The 22,142-nt window shown below is 63.9% G+C and carries 19 protein-coding genes; 9 read left to right on the top strand and 10 right to left on the bottom strand.

Annotated elements, in window-relative coordinates; all coding sequences use genetic code 11:
* Window positions 1-28: 28 nt before the first annotated feature.
* From VGH98_19825 to VGH98_19810, 4 genes are all read right to left on the bottom strand, one after another.
* Complete coding sequence (locus VGH98_19825; protein ID HEY2378236.1) at window positions 29-715, bottom strand: DUF4397 domain-containing protein; 687 nt, start codon at window positions 713-715, stop codon at window positions 29-31.
* 4 nt (window positions 716-719) lie between these two features.
* Complete coding sequence (locus VGH98_19820; protein HEY2378235.1) at window positions 720-1,676, bottom strand: nitrilase family protein; 957 nt, start codon at window positions 1,674-1,676, stop codon at window positions 720-722.
* A 54-nt stretch (window positions 1,677-1,730) separates the two neighbouring features.
* Window positions 1,731-2,864 (bottom strand): protein kinase, encoded by a 1,134-nt coding sequence (locus tag VGH98_19815; protein HEY2378234.1) that lies wholly within the window; start codon window positions 2,862-2,864, stop codon window positions 1,731-1,733.
* A gap of 160 nt (window positions 2,865-3,024) precedes the next feature.
* Entirely contained in the window at window positions 3,025-3,465 is a 441-nt protein-coding gene (locus VGH98_19810; protein ID HEY2378233.1) for a hypothetical protein, read from the bottom strand.
* Between the two features lie 293 nt (window positions 3,466-3,758).
* On the opposite strand from VGH98_19810, the gene VGH98_19805 reads away from it, so the two are divergent.
* From VGH98_19805 to VGH98_19780, 6 genes are all read left to right on the top strand, one after another.
* A complete protein-coding gene (locus VGH98_19805; protein HEY2378232.1) occupies window positions 3,759-5,162 on the top strand; it encodes an aspartate ammonia-lyase in 1,404 nt (467 codons plus the stop codon).
* A gap of 53 nt (window positions 5,163-5,215) precedes the next feature.
* The gene (locus tag VGH98_19800; GenBank protein ID HEY2378231.1) at window positions 5,216-6,328 is read left to right on the top strand and encodes a type II asparaginase; all 1,113 of its coding nucleotides are present in this window, start codon (window positions 5,216-5,218) and stop codon (window positions 6,326-6,328) included.
* A 5-nt stretch (window positions 6,329-6,333) separates the two neighbouring features.
* Window positions 6,334-7,629, top strand: coding sequence for a porin (locus VGH98_19795; GenBank protein HEY2378230.1), 1,296 nt, complete (start codon window positions 6,334-6,336; stop codon window positions 7,627-7,629).
* Window positions 7,630-7,636: 7 nt separating this feature from the next.
* On the top strand, window positions 7,637-8,422 hold the full coding sequence (locus VGH98_19790) for a hypothetical protein (GenBank protein ID HEY2378229.1): 786 nt from the start codon (window positions 7,637-7,639) through the stop codon (window positions 8,420-8,422).
* 87 nt (window positions 8,423-8,509) lie between these two features.
* Complete coding sequence (locus tag VGH98_19785; GenBank protein ID HEY2378228.1) at window positions 8,510-9,370, top strand: DUF2092 domain-containing protein; 861 nt, start codon at window positions 8,510-8,512, stop codon at window positions 9,368-9,370.
* 14 nt (window positions 9,371-9,384) lie between these two features.
* The gene (locus VGH98_19780) at window positions 9,385-10,224 is read left to right on the top strand and encodes a hypothetical protein (protein ID HEY2378227.1); all 840 of its coding nucleotides are present in this window, start codon (window positions 9,385-9,387) and stop codon (window positions 10,222-10,224) included.
* Window positions 10,225-10,289: 65 nt separating this feature from the next.
* Here the strand turns inward: VGH98_19780 and VGH98_19775 are convergent, their stop codons facing one another.
* Together VGH98_19775 and VGH98_19770 are read right to left on the bottom strand one after the other, a co-directional pair.
* Complete coding sequence (locus VGH98_19775) at window positions 10,290-12,701, bottom strand: hypothetical protein (protein HEY2378226.1); 2,412 nt, start codon at window positions 12,699-12,701, stop codon at window positions 10,290-10,292.
* Between the two features lie 230 nt (window positions 12,702-12,931).
* Entirely contained in the window at window positions 12,932-13,132 is a 201-nt protein-coding gene (locus tag VGH98_19770) for a hypothetical protein (GenBank protein ID HEY2378225.1), read from the bottom strand.
* 29 nt (window positions 13,133-13,161) lie between these two features.
* Here VGH98_19770 and VGH98_19765 point away from each other — a divergent pair, with 29 nt between their 5' ends.
* The 3 genes from VGH98_19765 to VGH98_19755 all read left to right on the top strand — a co-directional run bounded on the left by VGH98_19765 (window position 13,162) and on the right by VGH98_19755 (window position 17,003).
* Window positions 13,162-13,893: an MIP/aquaporin family protein gene (locus tag VGH98_19765; protein HEY2378224.1), complete on the top strand. Its 732-nt coding sequence runs from the start codon at window positions 13,162-13,164 to the stop codon at window positions 13,891-13,893.
* Between the two features lie 96 nt (window positions 13,894-13,989).
* The gene (gene glpK / locus VGH98_19760) at window positions 13,990-15,474 is read left to right on the top strand and encodes a glycerol kinase GlpK (protein ID HEY2378223.1); all 1,485 of its coding nucleotides are present in this window, start codon (window positions 13,990-13,992) and stop codon (window positions 15,472-15,474) included.
* A 14-nt stretch (window positions 15,475-15,488) separates the two neighbouring features.
* Window positions 15,489-17,003: a hypothetical protein gene (locus tag VGH98_19755; GenBank protein ID HEY2378222.1), complete on the top strand. Its 1,515-nt coding sequence runs from the start codon at window positions 15,489-15,491 to the stop codon at window positions 17,001-17,003.
* A gap of 8 nt (window positions 17,004-17,011) precedes the next feature.
* Here VGH98_19755 and VGH98_19750 read toward each other — a convergent pair whose 3' ends face one another.
* From VGH98_19750 to VGH98_19735, 4 genes are read right to left on the bottom strand one after another with little or no spacing between them, the layout of a single operon-like run.
* Window positions 17,012-19,312 carry an MMPL family transporter gene (locus VGH98_19750; GenBank protein HEY2378221.1) on the bottom strand — a complete coding sequence of 767 codons (2,301 nt, stop codon included), beginning with the start codon at window positions 19,310-19,312 and terminating at the stop codon, window positions 17,012-17,014.
* Entirely contained in the window at window positions 19,309-20,436 is a 1,128-nt protein-coding gene (locus tag VGH98_19745) for a GNAT family N-acetyltransferase (GenBank protein ID HEY2378220.1), read from the bottom strand. The genes VGH98_19750 and VGH98_19745 overlap by 4 nt, the downstream gene beginning before the upstream one ends.
* Before the next feature lie 2 nt (window positions 20,437-20,438).
* Complete coding sequence (locus VGH98_19740; protein HEY2378219.1) at window positions 20,439-21,605, bottom strand: DUF3419 family protein; 1,167 nt, start codon at window positions 21,603-21,605, stop codon at window positions 20,439-20,441.
* Window positions 21,593-22,141: a ferritin-like domain-containing protein gene (locus tag VGH98_19735; protein HEY2378218.1), complete on the bottom strand. Its 549-nt coding sequence runs from the start codon at window positions 22,139-22,141 to the stop codon at window positions 21,593-21,595. Before VGH98_19735 ends, VGH98_19740 begins: the two co-directional genes overlap by 13 nt.
* Window position 22,142 lies beyond the last annotated feature (1 nt).

The following is a 22,142-nucleotide window of genomic DNA, read 5'->3' as shown; positions in this document are numbered from 1 at the left end:
TGTGAGCGTGACGGGGGCGTCGCGGCGGCTAGAGCAACTGAAGCCGCACGCCTCCACCGGTCTTGTCGAGAATCACAATCGTTGCCTTCTCGCCGCTCACGAGTGGCACGATGATTCTCGCGGGCGCGGTGTCCCAGCCACTCGCGTCGGCCGGCGATTGCCAGACGCGAACCTCCCAGCTTCCGACCGTGCTCTGGACGAACGTCGCGCTCGTCGGGTCCGATTGATAATTAAACGGCGATTGCCACGAGACCGGCGTCGAGAAGTCAGGCTGTGTGCGATAGACCTGCAGCGTGCCCGCATTCGGCGCGAGGTGGATTACTCGCAGCTTCGTTGCGCCGGATGGGACGACGTTGTTCGTGTCGTCGAGTACTGCGCTCGTCAGCGCGCCGCCCACGGCGACCGCGGCGGCAATCGTGCTCATCGCGCCCGTGGCCGCGGTGATCGTCTGCGACGTCGTCGTGCTCGCGCCTGTTGGCCGTAGCACGACCGAGTGATTGCCGGCCGTCGTGTTGGTGGAGACGACCTGGCCGGCGGCGAGCGCGGAGATCGCAACGCTGCCGTCGACGAGCACGTCGACGGGACTCGTGAATGCGTTGACGACGCGCACTGCGGGCTGACCGCCCGTCGTGCCAGTGAGGGTGGTCGCGGCGACGTCGCAGCCGGCGACGGCGCCGACCGCCAAGAGCGTGATCAGTATTCTCGCAACTCGCATGCTACTACTCTCCAAATCGGACGCGGCGCGTATCCATTTCGTTGCCCGTTCGCCGAGTTAAGGATTCGTATAATTCCGGTCGCCGTGCGCGCAGCCACCGGCGGCCAGACGACGTTGGGATGAGCGAGGCATCGAGGTCCGCCATGACCATGGCGTCGCCTGGCTCACTGGTCTCGACGATCACCTCCCCGTACGGGTCAAGTATCATTGCGTTTCCGGTACGGATCTCGTCGTCGTCCGGACCAATTCCGTTGGCGAAGAGGAGGAACATCCCGTTGTCGTGCGCGCGACTCGGAAGCCAGCGCATGATCCACGCTCGCCCCTTCGGTCCACAGAGTTCGGCCCGAATCGCGTCGGGATCCTCGTGTCGACGCGCCCAGATCGCCGGATCCACCGGCTTCATGGCGCGCGGGCTAACCGAGTTGCACCCGCCCGTCTGATGCGGCGCGAGGAGGATCTCGGCGCCGGCGAGCGCTGTCGCTCGCGCATTCTCGACGATGTTGTTGTCGTAACAGGTGAGCACGCCGACTCGGCAGCCATGCGGCGTATCGAAGACCGTGTAGCGATCGCCGTTGGCCAGGTATTCGCTCACGAACTCGTGCAGCTTGCGGTGGACGGCCCACGTCCCATTAGCCATGGCGACGACGTACCCGTTGTAGAGCCGGCTGTCAGGAGCCTCTTCGATCAGGCCTGCGCCGATGGTCATGCCATGCTCGCTCGAGAGACGCAGGAGCTCCTGGCTCAACGGTCCATCGGGTACGGGCTCCGCCAGCGCCTTCATCTCTGCTCGCGAAAGCTTGCGCGTGTGCCAGTAGCCGGTGAGACACATCTCCGGGAAGGCGATGATCTCGACGTGAGAACGTGCGCCTTCGGTGACGAAGTGTCGAACGCGGGAGAGATTGTACGCTTTGTCGCCGGGCGCGTGCTGGAATTGCACGGCTGCCCCTCGGATGTCACGCATAGAGCAAAATTGGGTTTTGTGCTGTGCCAACGAAAGCCCGAGTTGTTCAGCTTGTCATCGGCGCACGTTGCCGCGTTTACGAGGTGTCCTTGTCTTGCCGCGAGTCGGCCGTGTGTCCACTAACCTCCAGAACTGCCCATCCCCGATCACCTTGACCGGATGCCCGAGCGCCGCCATTCGGCGGATCTCCATCAGCTTCGTCCCGCCGACCTGGCCAGCGATCTGCTGCTTGTTAGGCTTCCCGCGCACGAGGACATCCGTCGACTGCCCTGGCTTCGATTGCACGATCGCGCCTGCCTTCTTGGCCGCAGCGATCGCCTCGCTGCGCGGGCGGCTGAGGAAGCCGGTGAATGCGATGTGCTTACCCGTTAGGCTCGTGATCCGGCCGAGATTTGGCTGACTCGACTTGGCGTGGAGCGCGGCGATGAGCTCGTTCGCGGCCTCGTAACGCTTGCCGCGTGAGCCGAGGCAGCGGTGGATGACTTCCTTGAGATGGTCGCTGCAGGGGAGGCGCCGGACATCCTTGCTCCGCATCGGGCTCGTGATGTCGCCTTTCAGCAGCATCGACGCGATGAGGCCGACCTGATAGATGTCGTCGCGCTGCTGCCAGCGACGGATCTTTCCCCACGCGATCTCCGTCGGCGCGTTGAGGACGTTGAACGCATCGGCGGTGACGCCGCGGCGACTGAGTTGATGCGTCGCGATCCCGAAGTCGCCGAGCTTGAGCTCCTCGTTCTCGCAGACGAAGACGTTGAACGGCGTGAGATCGCGGTGCATTGCCTGGCCGCGATGAAGTGCATCGAGCGCCTTGAGGATCGCGGCGATCTCGCGCCTAACGAAACGCTCGGACTGCGGCCCCTTCTGCGCCAACCACGCGCTCAGGTCTCCATGTTCGGCGTACTCCATCGCGAGGCAGTAGCGCATGCGGAGACCGTCCACGATCGCGAAACGGTCGAACACGCGGAGCGCTCGCGGCTCGCGATCGAGCAACTCGGCGAAGTACGCCTCGCGGAGCCACGCCGTCATGCGCTCACTGATCTTGACGCACACCTGCGCTGGCATCCCTTCCGATGGCGTCGCCGTCGCGAGATAGACCTCGCCAAAACCGCCCTTGCCGATGAGCCGCTCGAGCCGGTAGGTACGGCCGGACTCGTAGCTGTACGCGGTCGGAGTCGAGAGTTGCGACACTGGCTTGATCGAAGGACGATGGATGTGGAACGCGCGAGACTCGGAATTAACGCTTCACAACGCGAGACGCGCAACGCGCTCGGCGTCCTGCATCTCTGGCCGCTAGCCCCAAGCCCCTATGTCATTGCGGCCGCCCAACGAGGCGAGAGCCGCGGGGAGTCTAGCGCGTGATCGCGCCGCCGCGTCCTATCTCTGCGGTGAGCCACCGCGCGCCCGCGACTACTCCGCCGGACGCCGGAATGAGCACGAGCGTCCGCAGAATCAATCCAACCGACGATTCGAGCATGCCGGGCATCGATCTGGCTAGCGAGCCCATGTCGAGCATGCCGACGAGAAAATCCGCCGCCAGCGCGCCGCCGAAGATGACCAAGCCGATGAGCAGACCGGCCGCGAGCCAATTGTCGTCGCGCTGCCAGGTGACGACGAAGAAGAGATAAATCGCCGCGGCGAACCAGAGCAGCGCGCCGAGTAGCGCGAGCGTCGCGCTGGTCGGCACGATTGAGGGCAGCAACTTCGCCAGGGTTCGCACACCGGCATACGCGAGGCCCGGTACGACCACGGACCCTACACCGTCGCGCGAGAACTGGATCTGGATGTCCATCGAGTCTCCTCGTCGAAGAGGCGTCGCCGAGGACGCAGCAGCGCGCCTCCGATGCTCGACGATTCGCCGCACGGCGGCGAAACAGAAGTCGTCACTCTGACCTGTGACGTACGACGCTCGACGACGGTGATTGTCCAACCCGGGCAGTGCAGCCGCGTTCGCCGGTTGGACCTTCGTCCACTCGGTCGCGGCTGAGCGAGGTCTCAGCTTGCGTTTGTCATCGCATTCGCGACCGCGCCTCGTTAGGCCTCGACGCGCGGCACACGCCGTTTACATCGAATGGTGAGGTTCGCATGCCCGCGAAGAAGACTCGGACTGAGCACGATCTGCTAGGCGATTTCGAAGTACCGGCGGACGCGTACTACGGCGTACAGACTGCGCGCGCACTCGAGAACTTTCAGATCACCGGTCAGCCGCTGAGTCAGTTTCCCAACTTCATCAAGGCGCTCGCGATGGTGAAGCTCGCGGCGGCGCGCGCGAACTTCGAGACGGGCGGTTTCTCGCGCGAGGTGCTCGACGGTATCGAGGGCGCGTGCAAGGAGATCATCGACGGCAAGCTCCACGAGCAGTTTCAGCTCGACATTCTACAGGGCGGCGCGGGCACGTCGACGAACATGAACGCGAACGAGGTCATCGCGAATCGCGCGCTCGAGCTGATGGGTCACGTCAAGGGTGAATACAAGTACGTCGATCCACACGATCATGTGAACCGCTCGCAGTCGACGAACGACTCGTATCCGACAGCGATGCACATCGGCATGGCCCTCGGGAACGCGCAGGTCGTCTCGGCGTTCGAAGACCTCATCGAGGCCTTCCGGGTCAAAGCAAAGGAGTTCAGCAACATCGTAAAGATGGGCCGCACCCAGCTGCAGGACGCGGTGCCGATGACACTCGGGCAGGAGTTCAAGGCGTTTGCCCGAACGCTCGCCGACGAAGTGCGCGCGCTCGAGGCGATCAAGGTAGTACTGTGCGAAGTGAGCATGGGTGGCACCGCGATCGGCACCGGCCTCAATGCGCCGAAGGGCTACGCGCAAAAGTGCGCCGATCATCTCGGGAAGATTACGCTGATGCCGATTCGTCTTGCCGAGGATCTCGTGGAAGCGACGCAGGACACGCAGGGGTTCGTGCTCTACTCGTCGGCGCTCAAGAGCCTCGCGATCAAACTTGCTAAAGTCGGCAACGACCTGCGACTGCTGTCGTCGGGTCCCCGTTGCGGTCTGCACGAGATCAATCTGCCCGCGACCCAGCCCGGTTCGTCCATCATGCCGGGCAAGGTGAATCCGGTGATTCCGGAAGTCACGAACATGGTTGCCTATCGAGTGATTGGGAACGACCTCGTCGTAACGCTGTCGGCCGAGGCGGGCCAGCTCCAGCTCAACGCATTCGAGCCGGTAATGGCCGCGGCGATCTTCGAGTCGCAACAGCTTTTCGTGAACGCCGCGAACACGCTGCGCAAGTTCTGCATCGACGGGATCACCGCCAACGCCGACGTCTGTCAACATTACCTCGAGTCGAGCATTGGGACGGTCACGGCGCTCAATCCCGTCATCGGGTACGACAAGGCGACGGAGCTCGCCGCCGAGGCGCTCGAATCGGGCGACGGCATCCTCGAGCTGGTCCGTGAGAAGCACATCCTCACCGATCAGCAGATTGACGAAATCCTCAACCCGACGGCCCTCACGGGGTCCGGGCGTTAGGCGCTGAAGGCGCTCATCACTCGGTGAGCGATTGATCCAACAGGAGAAGTCCCATGTCGAGTCGCACTAGTGATTGGAGAGCGCAACTTCCAGTAATCGTGGCGCTCCTTGTATCGATGGGCTTTGTGCCGTCGTGCGCGATCGCTCAGGACGGGAATGGCAATCACAATCACGACGGCCTACCGACCGTCGTTGTGCTTGCGACCGGTGGTACCATCGCCGGTGCCGCGGCGAGCGACGTGCAGTCCGGCTACTCGAGCGGCCAGGTCGGTGTCGAGCAATTGCTCAACGCAGTGCCGCAGGCGAAGAAGCTGGCGCATCTGCGTGGCGAGCAGATTTCGAACATCGGCTCGCAGGACATGAACGACGAGGTGTGGCTCAAGCTCGCGAATCGCGTCAACGAGCTCCTGGCGATGCCGGATGTCTCGGGCGTCGTGATCACACACGGGACCGACACGATCGAGGAGACTGCGTATTTCCTCAACCTCGTCGTCAAGTCGCGCAAGCCGGTGGTGCTGACCGCGTCAATGCGTCCCTCGACGGCGCTTTCGGCGGACGGTCCGCTGAACTTCTACAATGCCGTGGCCGTCGCCGCGAACCGGGACGCCGCGGGCAAGGGCGTGCTCGTCGTGGTCAACGATTGGATCCACGGCGCGTCGTCGCTCACGAAGACGAGCACGACGGCCGTGCAAACGTTCATGTCGCCGCTTTCCGGCCTGATCGGCACCGTTGCCTACGGCGTGCCGGAGTGGTATCGCGGTCCGGTCGGCAAGAACACGGTGAGCACGGACTTCGCCGTCGAGAAGACGACCGTCCTGCCGCGCGTCGACATCATCATGGCGACGGAGAACATGGACGGCGCGCTGATCAACGCGGCCGCCGCGGCCGGCGCCAAGGGCATCATCATCGCCGGCGTCGGGAATGGCAACATGACGAAGCCTGCGCTCGCCGCGCTCGAGGCACAGGAGAAGCGCGGCATCGTCTGCGTGCGTTCGTCACGCGTCACAACGGGCCAGGTCGGACGGAACGTCGAGGTGAACGACGACAGCCTGCACTTCGTCGCGTCGTTAGGCCTGAATCCGCAGAAAGCGCGCGTGCTGCTGCGCCTGGCGCTGCTCAAGACGACTGATCCGCTGACGATCCAGCGTTACTTCGACGAGTACTGACCATCGTGAGGCGTCGCACGGCCATCGCACTTGTCGCGCTCAGCCTAACGAATATCATGACAGCCCTGGGGCAGAAGCCTGGTCCCACGGCGACACGGACGGATTCGACGCGGGACTCGATCCTCGTGAACGAGCTCACGGCCGGCGAGGCCGACAATGAATCCCTGCGCCGGAGTTTGCTCACCCGCCCGGAGTGGGATCTCGGTTTCATGACCCTGCACGTGGGTGCGGGTTTGCTCTTCGACGTCGCTGCGTACTCGCAGGACTCGGCGAGTAGGGAGCAGTTCCCGAACCTGAATCCGGAATTTCGGCTGCGCGACGCACGCATTCTGCTCGGCGGGCGCTTCAAGACCAAGCGGTCGTTCACGTGGCAAGCCGGCGTCATGTACGACGCGGCAACATATAAGTGGCTGGTTCGGCAAACGGGACTCATGATCGCCGTCCCCGAGATCTACAGCCACTTCTTCATCGGGCGCGCGAAAGAGGGATTCAGCCTCAACAAGGTGATGGTCGGCTACGACGGCTGGTCGATGGAGCGACTGCCATTCACTGACGCAACGGTTCCTCTGCTCGCCGACGGCATCAAATGGCTCGGCTACCTGCCGACGTCGCACGTCTTCTGGAATCTGGGCGCATTCACCGACGCCTTGTCCGAAGGGCAGAGCTTCTCGTCATACAACTATCAATTCGTCGCGCGCGCGGGTTGGGATCCACGCGCGTCGGACACGAGCGGCACGTTGTTGCACATGGCGATGAACTTCCGCATCGGCGACGCGAATCACGACACCCTGCGATTGCGGTCGAAGCCGGAGGCGTTTCCCGCGCTGTACTTCATCGACACCGGGCCGTTCGCCGCCGCATCGGCGCTCACTTTCGGTCCTGAGCTCTACTACCGTCCGGGTCGATTGCTCCTTGGGGGAGAGTATTACTGGCAGAAGGTGAACTCGAGCCAGACTGGCAATCCATGGTTCCATGGCGGAGAGGCTGTCGTCTCGTGGATCACCACCGGTGAAGTTCGAAGCTTCAATCTCGCTGGCAACTACTTCAAAGAAGTCTCACCGGACAGCACGGTGATGCAAGGCGGGCCTGGTGCCTGGGCACCATTGATCAAGTTCTCATATAGCAACCTGACGAATGGGCCGATCCAGGGCGGGATCTTCTGGCGAGTCACGCCGATGATCAATTGGTACGTCACCGACAATATTCGTCTCGAGTTTGGGTACGGGTACGGCGTGCTCACCCGATTCGGGACGAAAGGCGCGACGCAATTCTTTCAATCACGACTCCAGTTGCGACTCTAGGGGTTCTATGTTGCACATTCGCTTCGCGATCATCGCTATTGGCATCGCCGTCGGTCTCTTCTCCGCGATGCTGCTGTTCATCGAGCTCGGACGCCGATTTGGTCTGCGCCAGATCGCGCGGCGCGGCAGCAACGCTCGCACCGGCGTGGGTGTCGTCGACAGTGCTGTGTACAGCCTGTTCGCGTTGCTCGTCGGTTTCGCCTTCTCGGGCGCCGCTGGCCGATTCGAGCATCGGCGAGAGATCGTTGGCGACGAAGCCAACGCCGCCGGCACGGCGTGGCAACGCATCGATTTGCTTCCAGTGGAGCTCCAGGGCGCAGTCCGCGGCGAATTTCGGGGCTACCTGGACGCCCTGGTTGCGTGGTACTCCGAGGCGCCGGGCTCGATTCGAATGACCCATGAGCCGGAGGCGGTCACGAAGGCGCAAGACAACCTCTGGACGCGTTCGGTCGCCGTGTGCCTAACGCCGACCGGTGAACGAGCACGCATGCTACTCTTGCCCGCACTCAACGAGCTCTTCGGAGTGGTCGAGAAGGAGCGCATGGCTCGCCGGTTGCACCCGCCGACGCTGATCTGGACGATGCTCGGCGTCACGGCGCTCGCGGCTGCGCTGTTTGCCGGCTACGGACTCGCCGGCGGTCCCGCGCGGAATTGGATCTACATCATCGGCGTTGCGGCGAGCGTGTCGGTGGCGACCTACGTCATCATCGAGCTCGAGTACCCGCGCCTCGGCTTCTCACGCGTGAACGGCATCGATCAGGCGCTGGTCGAGCTCAGGCAGACCATGGAGTGAGCGAATCACGCGTCGTTCGTCCAAGGTCGCATAACACGGCGGTCCACCCGCGATAGATACTCCGATGTCAGCATTCCGGAGAGTTCGATGAGTCGCTCACGTCAGATCACGGTCACAGTCATCGGCGTGATCGCCGCGATCGCCGTCATTGCCACGCTTCTGAAGGTGGTGCCGTCGCGTGTGCAGCCCGTCGTTGCGAGCGCGCCGAACCACACGGAGATCTCGCACGGAGAAGTGACGGCGGACACGACGCCCGTACTCGATCAAGACGCGCTCGCGCAGCTCGAGCTCATGGGCAACTACCTTCGTACGCTCAAGGACTTCAAGCTCGCTGCCGACGTCGTTACCGAGGACGTGCGAACGGATGGTCAGAAAGTTCAAATCATCCGCTCCGTGGAGCTCGTCGCGAGGCGGCCGGACCGGCTTTTCGCCGAGGTGAAGAACGACCGACAACGACGTCTCTTTTTCTATGATGGGAAAAATTTCACCCTCTACGCGCCGCGGCCGGAGTTCTACGCGACCGTTGCCGCGCCGTCCACAATCGAGAAGCTCGCGGACGACCTCGAGGACAAGTACGACATCGAACTGCCGCTTGTCGATCTCTTTCGATGGGGAACACCAGAGAGCGACGTGAAAGCGATCACGTCGGCCACGGATCTCGGTCCGAGCGCGATCAACGACGTGACGTGTGAACAGTACGCGTTCCGGCAGGAGGGGCTCGATTGGCAGCTGTGGATTCAACGTGGCGAGAACCCGTTGCCGTGCCGAATCGTCATCACGACCCTCACCGATGAGGCTCGGCCTCAACACACGGCGACGTACACGTGGAACCTCGCGCCATCGTTCGACGACAATACGTTCGTCTTTCGAGCGCCGCCTCTCGCGAAGGCCATCCCAATCGCCGAAGTGCCCGTCGTTGCATCGTCATCCAATACTGCACGACAGTAGGAGAGGGAAAGATTATGAAGAGACTCATGACGATCCTTCTGCTCGCGTGCCTGGCAACCGCCGGTCTGAGTGCGCGCGCGGACGCCCAGCGCCGCGGCGGCGGTGGTGGTAGACGCGGCGGCGGTGGCGGCGGTGGCATGTCGCGCGGCGGTGGCGGTGGCATGTCGCGCGGCGCTGGCGGTGGCATGTCGCGCGGCGGTGCGCGAACGAGTGTGACGTCACGTCCCTCGCGTCCGAGCGGTGGCAACTTCTCGCGACCAGCGCCGCGTCCGTCGACGCCAACCGCGAGCCGCCCGAACGTCAGTCCGGGTGCGAATCGTCCGAGCGTTAGCCCGCCGGCGAGCCGACCGAGTGCTGGTGGCGGCAACCTCGCGAACCGGCCCAGTACAGGCGGCGGCAACCTCGCGAACCGGCCCGGCGGCGGCGCGACTGTCGGGAACGGCAATCGCCCCAATGTGGGCAATGGGAATCGCACTGACATCGGCAATGGTAATCGCACCAACATCGGTAATGGCGATCGCACGAACATCAGCAACGATCGGCCGATCAACATCCAGGACAACGACATCGTTGCCGGCGGTGGAAACTGGAACGGCGGCTATGGTTGCTGTTATGGGGGATGGGGTGCGGCTGCCGCCGGATTCGTGGCTGGTGCAGTCACGGCCGCCGCGATCGGGTCCACAGTGTACGCATTGCCACCAAGCTGTCCGGTGGCTGTCTACGGTGGCGTGACGTACAATCACTGCGGCGGTGTCTGGTATCAGCCCGAGTTCGAGGGCACGGAGACGACGTACATCGTCGTCGAGTCACCCGAGGGTGCTCCGGCCGAGTCGGCGCCACCCCCGCCACCGTAGTCCCCTCCGCAAGCTCGGCGGTTTATGATATACTAAACCGCCGAGCTCGGGAGCCTGGCCGTGGTTTACGGTGACGGCGGAGCCGTCATCACGACCAGATCATCGTACCAGAGCGACTGCGCGACCGGCGAGCCGTCGCCGATGTAGGGCGCCATCAGTAACTGCTTGAACTGCAGCGTCGGATGCGCACCGGTGCGGAACATCAAGTCGTGTCGATCGATGTACAGCACACCGTCGACCCAATACTGAGCGACGCCATCGCGCTGCCCGATGCCGTTGACGATCGAGTTCAGTTTGTAGTACGCCTCGACCTTGTGCCAATCCCCCTTGTACGTCGGGCCCGTTGCATTGACGAACGCGGGCTGCGCCGAACGCCACACTTTCACATTGTTCCAGTCGCTCCCGCTCTGATAGCAGCTGATCTCGGGTGTGTTGTCGGGATTTCCATTGCACCCGGAGATGGCACGGTTCTCGGTGACGTTCGTCAGATCCTGATTGATGCGAGTCACATCGATGTTCTGCGCATCCTGCGATTGGAGCAGCGGGTGGCCGCCATCGGACATCCAGTTGTCCTCGATGTACGTCGCGAGATAGTTGAACGACGGGCCCGCGTACTGATCGTCGAGGGTGCTGAGTATGTAGAACTCGTGCGGGTGATAATTGTGTCCTGAGCCAACCCAATTCGAGCTGTGCTTGATCCAGTAGCGCACATACACGGCGTCGCTGGGCGTGAACAGGTGTCGGGCGTTGGCGTTCGGACTCGGCTTCATCGCCCCTTGCGGGAAGTTGATCTGCAGCGAGTGCGTGCTGCCGGTGATGTGGTCGGTCGACGAGAGGCTCGTCATCCCGCCGAGGTCGTACCAGCCCCGTGCACCGAAATTCGTATCCTCGAAACTCTCGGAGAAGAGGACAGTGCCGCCGCCCGTGCCGCCTGAGCTGACGTTGATCGCTGCCGAGGTGACCGTCGTCAATCCTGGCGCGGCGAACTGCAGCGTCTGCGCGCCACTTCCGGTGATCGCCAAGTTGGTGAATGTGGCTGCTCCGGTCGTGCTCGTGGTGATCGTGGTGACGCCGCCCAACGAACCGCCTCCACTAGCGATGGTTGCCGTGACCGCCATACCCGATTGGCTCACGGCGTTGTTCGCCGGGTCGCGGAGTTGAACCACCGGCTGTTGCGCGAAGGCGACGCCGCTCTGCGCGGTGCTCGACGGCTGCATCGTGATCGAGAGCTGCGTCGCCGGACCGGCGGAGAGATTGACCGTGCTGGACACGACGGTGGTGAGCGTCCCCGAGGCGAAGCGCAGCGTCCGTGCGCCGACCGTACCGCTGATCGACAGGTTGCTGAAGGCCGCTCGGCCACTGGAATCGGTCGACACCGAGGCGGTGCCGCCTAACGTGCCACCGCCGCTGGCGATCGCGGCGCTCACGACGACGTCCGCCTGGCTGACGGCATTACCGGCACTGTCTCGCAGTTGTACGAGTGGCTGCTGCGGAAAGGCAATTCCGCTCTGGGCCGCGCTCGACGGTTGAGTCGTTAGGCCCAGCTGTGTCGCGCTCGACGGCGGGGGCGGCGGGGGCGGCGGCGAAGATGGCGGACACCCCATCTGCTGACCGCTCACCCCGATGAGTGCGAACCATGCCGTCGACGCGCTCTTCATGCTATTGATCGCTCCGTCGAAGCGCAGATAGCGAATCGAACTCGTGGAGCTTGGCACGCGCCGACCGGTGATCGTGTTATCGAGAACGACGTTGCCATTTGCCCAAATTGTCGTATGCGCCTGACGTCGCACGGTCAGGTCGACCATCATCTCGTAACAGGTCCACTGACCGAGCCCGGAATTGAGATTGAAGGTCGAGGACCGTGAGGGCGATCGGGTCCAACTGGAGTTCCAAGCGGCGATCATTGCGCCGCCGGGAGCGGCCGCCGCGCTAACGATCTGCTGCTGACTCTGATTGCTGAACCGCACGATTGTGAGCGAGTCCCGATTGCTGGTGGTGCCGTCGAAGTTGAAGGGGTTGCTCTGCTCGTACATGAAGCGGACGTAGACTCTCTTCCGCGCTGCGGGCAACGTATAGAAGAACGAAGGTCCGATCACACTGACACTGACGGGATACGCACGCTTTGCGGCATTGATCTGGCCGGGGCCTTCGCCAGCTGCCCAGAGCCACCCACTGCTCGCGGGATCGGTTGCCGCGAGAAATGGCGTTCGCAAATCGCTTGTCGTGAGGGCACCGGATCGGAGCGAGTCGGTCGTGCCGTTGAAGCTCCATCCGTAGGATCCGTCGGTCGGATAGATCGTCGGCGGGGTCGGGCTGGCGGCCGCGGGCGATGCGGGCCCGCGCGCGAGCGACGCCGTCAGGGAGTCGTTAGGTACAGCGAGGCTGCGCGAGACCGCATCGTGACAGCTCGCAGTGATGGCGACGAGCGCGACGTATAGCGACCATCGCGCAGGAGAACGAGCGGGGAACCACTGCATTGACTCCTCCAGCAACTGATGCGACTGACGTGTCGACGGCCCTGATCGACGGGCCGCCAAAGTTCGGTCGTGCGTATGCGGAGGATATGCCGCGCACAATGTTGTCGAGCGAAAAACAAAACAATTCTCGCGGAATGCGAGAAAATTTGTTCGAACATATCGTTATGTGTGATCGTGCACACATGGGGATGGTGTCGCGCGAACGCTTCGCGTCGCTTCGCGTTGCTTCGCTAATCGTCGTCGGCGATATCCTTATCCATGTCGAGGATCTCATCCACCTCGCTGTCGGACGCGTGCCCCCCGCGCCAGGGCATCTGCTCCACCGCATCGCTGCGTTTGCGCCCGCGGCATCTGGCACAGCGCGCCAATTCGCGCGAGAATTCGAGACCGCTGAAGCTTGGCCAGAACGCGCGCCGCGAGGTGTCCTCCATTTTACTTCCGGCGCCACTCTCCCGCGAACATGTCCGCTCTCCTCGCTGAGCTGTTCGGCACGGCGATCCTCATCGTCCTCGGCGACGGCGTCGTCGCCAACGTCGTCCTCCAACGCAGCAAGGGCTACAACTCCGGGTGGATCGTCATTGCCGCCGGGTGGGCGTTCGCCGTCACGATCGCGGTGTACGCCGTGATCAGCATCAGCGGCGCGCACCTGAATCCCGCGGTCACGATCGCGCTCGCGGCGATCGGGACGTTTCCGTGGGCGAAAGTGCCAGGGTACATCGCCGCGCAGATCGCCGGCGGTTTCCTCGGCGCCGTGCTCGTGTGGTTGACGTATCTGCCGCACTGGGCGGCCACGCCGGACCCGGCGACGAAGCTCGCGGTGTTCTCGACCAACCCGGCGATCCGCAAACCGGGCGCGAATCTCCTCGCGGAGGTCATCGGCGGGTTCATGCTCGTGCTGGCGCTGCTCGCGGTGATATCACCGGGGAACTTCTTGCCCGGATCTGAGCTCCAGAAGGGCTTCGGCCCGGTGCTCGTCGGTGTCATCGTTGCGGCGATCGGTCTCTCGTTAGGTGGGCCGACGGGCTACGCGATCAACCCCGCGCGCGATTTGGGGCCGCGAATTGCGCATGCCGTGCTGCCGATAGCAGGCAAGGGTGGGTCCGATTGGGGGTATGCGTGGATTCCGATTGTCGGGCCCACGATCGGTGGCGTGCTGGGAGCGCTACTGTATCATGTGCTGTGGAAATCGTGACTTAAGAGGGCTAGGGGCTAGAGCCTGGGGGCCACGAAGGCTAGGCTCTAACCCCTAGTCTCTAGCCCCTTAGAACCCCAATCCAAGCTTGAGCACATGCAATACATCCTCGCGCTCGACCAAGGCACTACCAGCTCCCGCGCAATCCTCTTCGATCACTCCGGCTCGATCGTTTCCGTCGCGCAGAAGGAGTTCCCGCAGATCTTCCCGAAGCCTGGATGGGTCGAACACGATCCGCGGGAGATCTGGTCCTCGCAGGCGGGCGTGGCGGCTGAGGCGCTCACGAAAGCGAATGCGTCTCCGAAAGACATTGCCGCGATCGGCATAACGAATCAACGCGAGACGACGTTGGTCTGGGATCGTGCGACGGGTGAGCCGATCTGCAACGCGATCGTCTGGCAAGATCGGCGCACGGCACCGATGTGCGACCGTCTTCGGGCGCGCAAACTCGATCGGCTCATCAGGCGAAAAACAGGGCTGGTGCTGGACGCGTATTTCTCCGGCACGAAGGTGCAGTGGATTTTAGAGAATGTGAAAGGAGCAAAGGCGCGGGCGAAGGCGGGCGAGCTCGCGTTCGGCACCGTCGATTCCTGGCTCGTCTGGAACCTTACCAATGGCCGCGCGCACGTTACGGATGCAAGCAACGCGTCGCGGACTATGCTGTTTGACATCGTGAAGGGACATTGGGACGACGAGCTCCTCAAGATCTTCGGTGTTCCGCGCTCGATGCTCCCCGACGTGCGCTCGTCGAGTGAGATCTATGGCGACACGATGCTCCTCGGCGCGCCGATTCCGATCGCGGGCATTGCCGGCGATCAGCAGGCGGCGCTCTTCGGGCAGGCGTGCACCAAGCCCGGCATGGCGAAGAACACGTACGGCACAGGCTGTTTTATGCTCATGAACACTGGAACCAAGCGCATCGCGTCGAAGAACAACTTGCTGACGACAGTTGCATGGACGATTGGCAATCGTACCGAGTATGCGCTCGAGGGGAGCATCTTCATTGCTGGCGCGCTCGTGCAGTGGCTGCGCGACGGCCTCGAGTTCTTTCGCGCGTCGCCGGAGATCGAGGCGCTCGCGGCGAGCGTCCCCGACGCCGGCGGCGTCTATCTCGTTCCCGCGTTCGCCGGACTCGGCGCGCCGCACTGGGACGGATACGCGCGTGGCACGATCGTCGGCCTGACGAGAGGCACGACCAAGGCGCACCTGGCGCGTGCCGCGCTCGAGGCGATCGCGCTTCAGACGAAAGAGGTGCTCGCGGCGATGGAGGCCGACGCCGGCATCAAGCTCAAGCAGCTCCGCGTCGACGGCGGCGCGAGCGTGAACAATCTGCTCATGCAACTCCAGGCCGACTTGTTAGGCGTAGCCGTCGTGCGTCCCAAGGTGGCCGAGACGACCGCGTTAGGCGCGGCGTACCTGGCGGGGCTCGCGGTGGGATTCTGGAAGTCGCAGGCGGACATCGCGCAGCAATGGCAGGTCGACAAGCAATTTGCCCCGCGGATGAAGCCCGCGGAGCGGAAGACGATCGCGAAGGGCTGGGACCGCGCGGTGGATCGAGCAAAGGCCTGGGCGAAGGAGTAAAGAGGGAGGTCGACATGAGGCACGCGTACCTCGTCGGTGTGAGCGCTCTGCTGGTTCTGCGGCCGTTGACTGCTCGCGCACAGGAACACGCGCACGACGCTGCGGAGCGTCTCGGCACCGTTCACTTCGCGACGTCGTGCAGGCCGAGCGTTGCGCCATCGTTTGACCGCGCGGTGGCACTGCTGCATTCGTTCGAGTTCGGCGCATCGATCCGGGGCTTCAACGACGTGCTCGCCGCCGACTCTGCGTGCGCGATGGCGTATTGGGGCATCGCCCTCAGCCGATGGGGGAATCCGATGGCCGCTGGCAATCGGGCGCCGTCCCTACTGCAACAAGGCCGACAGGCGTCCGACGCTGCGTCGCGACTTGGCGCGCCCGCCACGGAGCGCGAGCGTGGCTACGTCCGCGCGGTCAGCAAGCTGTACGACGACTTCGAGCATAGCGACCAGCCCGCTCGTGTCGCCGCCTACGAGCACGCGATGGCCGATCTCGTTACGCAGGAGCCGGCGGATACGGAAGCGATGATCTTTCACGCGATTGCACTCACCGCCGCCGCGTCGCCGACGGACAAAACGTACGCGAATCAGCTCCGCGCCGGCGCGGTCCTCGAGTCGCTTTGGGTAAAGCAGCCGAATCACCCAGGACTGGCGCACTACATCATCCACAGCTACGACTATCCGGCGCTCGCCGACAAAGCCCGCGCCGCCGCTCGCAAGTACGCGAGCATCGCGCCTTCTGCGGCGCACGCGCTGCACATGCCATCGCACACGTTTACGCGCGTCGGCCTGTGGGAGGAATCGGTCGGCGCGAACAACCGCTCGATGCGCGTTGCGCTCGAGAGCGGCTCGATTGCCGAGGCGCTCCACGCTTCCGATTACGCCATGTACGCCAATTTGCAACTCGGTAAAGACTCTGAAGCGAAGAAGCTGCTCGACGCGCTTCCGGCGCTCGCCGCCCGCTTCGATCCAAAAGCGATCACCGGTGCCGCACCAGGTTCCGCCGGCGTCTTCGCACTTGCCGCGATCCCCGCGCGCTGGGCGCTGGAGCGCGACGCGTGGACGGAGGCCGCCGCGCTGGAGGCCAAGCCGAGCTCGTACCCCTACGCCGACGCGATGACCTACTTCGCGCGGGCACTCGGCGCGTCACACATTGGCGACGCGCGCAAGGCACACGCCGCGATCGACTCGCTGGCGTCGATTCAGCAAAGACTCAAAGCCGCTGGTGAAGGCTATTGGGCAGAGCAGGTCGCGATTCAGCAACTCGGTGCGCAAGCGTGGCTCGATCTCGCCGAACATCGAGAGGCAGACGCGGTAACACACATGCGCGAGGCGGCGACGCGTGAAGGTGCGACGGAAAAGAGCGCCGTTACGCCCGGACCGCTCGCGCCGGCCCATGAGCTTCTCGGGGACATGTTCGTTGTTCTGGGTCGGCCAATTGAGGCGGCTGCTGAATATCGCGCAACGCTGGCAACGGAGCCAAACCGGCGCCACGCGCGGATTCGGCTTGCGAGCCTAACAAGCAGCGATTAGCGGTTTCATCATAAATTTCCCTTTTCAAGTCGTAGGAGATGCGCGTGCGCTTCCTCTCGCAAACGCGTTGCTGGCTTCTGCGCTCTCCGCTCGCCCGGCCACCAATTCCAGCGACCCGCGATCACCAATAACGCCGGACTGATTGCCAGGCGCATTACGGTCGCGTCGATCAGTACCGCGAACGCCAACGCAAAGCCGAGCACCTTCATCAGCAAGAAATCGCCGAGCATGAACGCGCCGAACACGGCGATCATGATCGCGGCGGCGCTCGTGATCAGTCGTGCCGTACACGTCAGACCTTGCGCGATTGCCTGGCGCTCGCCGAGACCAGCTAATCGTCCTTCGCGCACGCGCGCGACAAGGAAGACTTCGTAATCCATGCTCAGACCGAAGACGATGCAGAAGACCAGCACCAGTACCGCCGGGAACACACGACCGAGCGGGCTAGCGACGCCGAGTAGCGAGGCGCCGATGCCTTCCTGAAAGACGAGTGTCACGGCACCGAATGCCGCGGCAACGGCGAGCAGATTGAGAGTAATTGCCTTGAGCGGAACGAGTAGCGAACGAAAGCCGATCGCGAGCACGACGAACGTCGCGACGACGATCAGTGAAACGACGCGCGTGAGTTGTCGCGGCCCGGCCACCGCGGTCTCGTAGTCGATGTTGAGTGCCGGAACTCCGCCGACGCGAAGCATCGATGTGCCCGCTGGCGTCGCGCTCGCCGGAGGCATGTCGCGAATGCGCCTGACGAGCGCGGCTAGCTCATCCGGCGACAAACCCTCGCGCGGGATGACCTCCAACATCGCCGCATGGTCATCGCCGCTCACGAACATCTGCCTGACGTCCGGAGGAAGTGTCTGGAGCATCACATTGCGCGGTAGCGCGTTGCCCATCGGCGCGACCAGTCCTGGCAGCGATCGGACCCGCGCTACCGACGAGTCGGCGACGAGTCGTCGCGCCAGCCGCGAAGTCGCCGCCCATCCGCTATCGTCGACCGCGGAGACGTCGGATGGCAAGTCGAGGGTGAGACGCAGCGTCTGCACGATGGCGCCGCGTTCCATCGAGGTCAATTCACGCAGTGCAACGGCGGATTCCATCTGCTTCGGTAACCAATCGATCGATGGCTGGCCGGTCGTCAGTCGTCGCGACTGCATTGCGAGTAGCCCAATGGCTGCGCCAGCAAACAGCAACACGCGGCCGGGGTGTCGCGTCACAAAAGCCGCCCAGCGCTGCCATCCGATGCCGACCCGGCGCCTAACGCGACTCACGCGCCCAATGTCGATGCGACGACCCAGCGTTCCCAGCACGACGGGCACGAGCGTCGTCGCGACGAGCATCGAAGCTGCCGTCACGAGCAGTCCGCCCACCGCAACCGACCGCAGCTCGTTTACGGGGATCATCGCCAGCGCCGCAAAGCCGATCGCGACCGCCGATGCGGAGAGAAGGATCGTCGGCGCGGCGTGACGCAGCGCCTGCGCGGCGGCGCGCTGTCGATCGTCGGCAATGAGAAGCTCCTCTCGGAACCGCTGCAGGACGAGCAGCGAATAATCGATACCGAGCCCCAGCCCGATCATCGTCACGACATTCTGAAGCAGAATCGACAGCGACCAAAGATGTCCGAGCAGCGCTGCGGCGCCTAACGCGATGCCAATCGAGAGGAGCGCCGCACCGATCGGCAGAAGCGCGGCAACGAGTGCGCCGAACGCGACGACCAACAGAACGAGCGTGACGGGTAGCACGCGCCACTCGGCGCGCCGCGCGTCGTCGGCACTCTTCCGCCGAAGATCGACGTTGAGCGCTGTCTCGCCCGTGAATCGCAGCGACACACTCGCGTAATCGTGCCGTAGCAGCGCGGCCCAGCGTTGCGTTGCCACACGCAGCGTATCGAGCATGACATCCGCTTCGCGCCCATCCGACAACCCGACGACGAGGAAGTAGCCGCCATCTCCCACGAAGAGAGGCTCGCGCCCATCGAGGTAGGAGAATACCCGCGTCACGCCACGGAGAGTCTGCAACGAGTCGGTCAGGCCGAGCAACACGGCACGTCCGGTCGACTCGGTGGGCGACGGAAGACCTGTCGCCACGAGAACGACTGAGTGTGCAAATGGAGATCGAAAGCGCCGCGCGAGCTGCTCGTCCACCGTCGCGGACTCACTGCCATCCACGCGCGCCGCAACGCGCAACACCGACTCCAAGTGCCGAGCGTTCGGCAGCATCAGCGCGGATGTGATGATCCAGCCGAGCACCACAATGGCGCGATGTCTTACGATCAACGACGGGAGAGCGTCCGAGAGTCGCGACCGGTTCATACGAGCGCGATCTCGTACTGCAACGGCCGATCGACGAGCGACGGTCCCGAATAATCTCCAAGTGCCGTGCAAACGAACGCGTGCGAATCTGTCGGCTGAACGAAAAGCCCATCGAGCGCGCCACAAAGCGGATCGCGCACGTCGAGACCGATCGTCGCGAATGCATGACGAGAGTCACGGAGCTCGCCGTAGCTCGACCTAACGAGAGCCCTCAGTACGTCGGACTTTTCGCCGGGCACGCAGACGTGCGTCGCCGTGCAATAACGAAGGGCCTCTCCGGGACTCGGGAGCGCCACGCCGTGCGTCAGGCTTGCGAGGCCATTGATGACGGCTCTCACGACGCCGAGCCTCGGCGAGTACCGCATCACGCGAAGCTGCTTGAATGACGACTGATCCCACCAGCCGAGAAAGCCGAGGAGTCGGCCGGCACTATCTCGCGCGAGACGGAAATCCGAGACATCGAGTCCAGGCGCGCTGGCGACCCACTCGGCGAAACTCTCGGGAGTGAGCACCGGCGCGAACTGCCGCGCCGGCGCGACGCGCTTCCACAGGACGATCATCTCCTCGATATCGGCCATCGTTGCACGATGGACGCGCGGCGACGTCTGTCCGAATCGCCGCGGAAAGAGCAGCGGAATTGAGAATGCTCGAATCGTCGCGAACCGTTCGAAGCGCGGGACGCGGCCGCGACCGAGGGTACGACGCTCCATCGCGCGATTCCCGCCGAGAATGGTGAGGAGGACTGGCGCGCCGCTACCTCCCATATCCCCGAGCGCGGTTCGTACCCATTCACTCAGCGCGTCCGCCACGCCTGCACGCCGCTTCGTCGGATGAACCTTCAAGTCGCCAGTGTAGAAGGTCCAGCGTTCCTCTCCATTGAGGTACGCGCGTCGCTGCGCTCCCATGACGCATCCCACTACTCGGCCGTCCATTTCCGCGACGCCGACGCGCCATTGCGCACCCTCGAGCCGATTGAGCTGGAAGAAATCGGGAGCGCGAGTCATCGCGAGCGCGATGTCGCCTTCCATCGGACACGAGGCGGCGATCTCGAGGAGCGCGTCATTGTCACCGGCATCGGCGTCGCGCACGCAGATGGCAGGACGCGCGGACACTGCGGCGCCCATGATCACGCCTCCGCGTTTACGCGGCAGACGGCGAAGCGTCGCGCAACGACGCTCCGATCCCGTGGAATCAGCCGCTCGCCAAGCGAACGATCCTCGGGAACGACCGAGCGAAAGCGCGTCGGCACCTCGGTCCAACCGACGAAGTTCCGGAAGCAGAGCGTCGCATTCGGCACCGCCGTGCGCACGATCTCGGCAAACAATGCGTCGATATCGTTGGGCGCCAACCACTCGCAGATATTCGAGAGCGAGAAGCCGGAGACGCTGTGATCCGGAAGCGTCCGGAGATAATCGGTCATCGTTCCGTCGACGACGGTGAGTCGCTCGCTCGACGCGCCAATCGCTTCGTAACCCGCCTCCGTGAGATACGGTGGGACCCCGTCGTCCGCGTCGACGTCGTAGCGCCCAGTGATCATGTGGTGCAGGAAATAATTCCCGCGCACCGGCAGCTCGGTGAGCGCATGCTCGGCGCACCGTCGGAAATGCTCGGCGAAGCTCGGGCGCTCGAGGTGGTTGAAGAACGCCGGGTCGTACGTCCGACGGAACGCGGCTCGATTGAGCAGAATCCGAAAGAAGAGGCGCCAGCGAATCGTGTTCCACTCGCGTGCGAAGAGTCCCCGCTGCGCGTCGATCGACTCACAACCGAGCATGCGTTCCAGACCAGAACGCGGTCGCAGCACGACGCGCAGGGCGCGCACGAGCATGCGAATGAAGCGCTCGGTGACGCCGGCGCCGAGTACACCGTCCGAAATGGCCGAGAGCTGCGTGTCCCAGTATGCACGCGCGCGGAAGGAGAGTTGTGGCCGTAACTCGGCGTACATGTCGATGCGCTCGCCAACGAGACAATCGCATGCGCCGAGGAAGGCCAGCGCGTCCCAGCGTGAGAGGACAGTGAGCGCCGCGAGCTTGAGCTCGATGAGATGCCCCTGTGTGGTATTGACGTCGACCGCAGTGACATGGCCGGCGCCACCGCCAAGAAGCGAGAGCGCCGTGCATCCCCCCGAGCCGACGACGACGAACGAGTCGTTAGGTCCAGGGGTTAGTGCGTGTAGCTCCAGCTCTGGATCCTCGCGTACCTGCGCAAAGTAGAGCCGGTCGTCGACGGTATTCGGGAGCGCGATGCGTTCGGCGCGACCCGTTGATAGGCGTTCGGTAACGGTCAGGACGCGCATGCCAACTCCCTCCATTCGTAATCACTCATCAGCTGTCTGCGAATCGCAGCATCGACGACGGTATAGCGGCGCATCAGTGCCGGCACGGCGGCACGGCGCGAACCGGCCTGGGCGTCGAGCCACTCTTTCACCCATGAGAGATGCCCGCGCTCGTCGGCGAGCATGCGGCGAAGCGTTGCTCGCACGCGCGGATGAGTGCCCGTCCGTCGCAAATGCATCACAAAGTGCCGGTAGACGCCGCGCTCGAAGACCTGCGTCAGGGCCATCACCTCCAGCAACGAAGTCGGAGCACCGAGCGCGGCTGCATAACGGGACTGATACGTGTCCGAGGTAGCGCTCGGCTGGCCGCCGACGGCGACGATTGTCTCGGTCCAGAGCTGCGCGTGCAGAATTTCCTCGGCGCTGTGCGCGGTGAGACGGAGGATCAACTCCGGCTCGCGCACATGCTGCACGAGTCGTCCGAGGACGAGTCCACCGTGCAGCTCCGACGCACGGTAGAAGTTGAGGAGCGTGAGCTCGCGATTGGTGATTTGCATG

The sequence above is a fragment of the Gemmatimonadaceae bacterium genome, assembly GCA_036496605.1.
Classification (GTDB): Bacteria; Gemmatimonadota; Gemmatimonadetes; order Gemmatimonadales; family Gemmatimonadaceae; genus AG2.
This window is presented reverse-complemented; position numbering and strand designations above follow the sequence as displayed.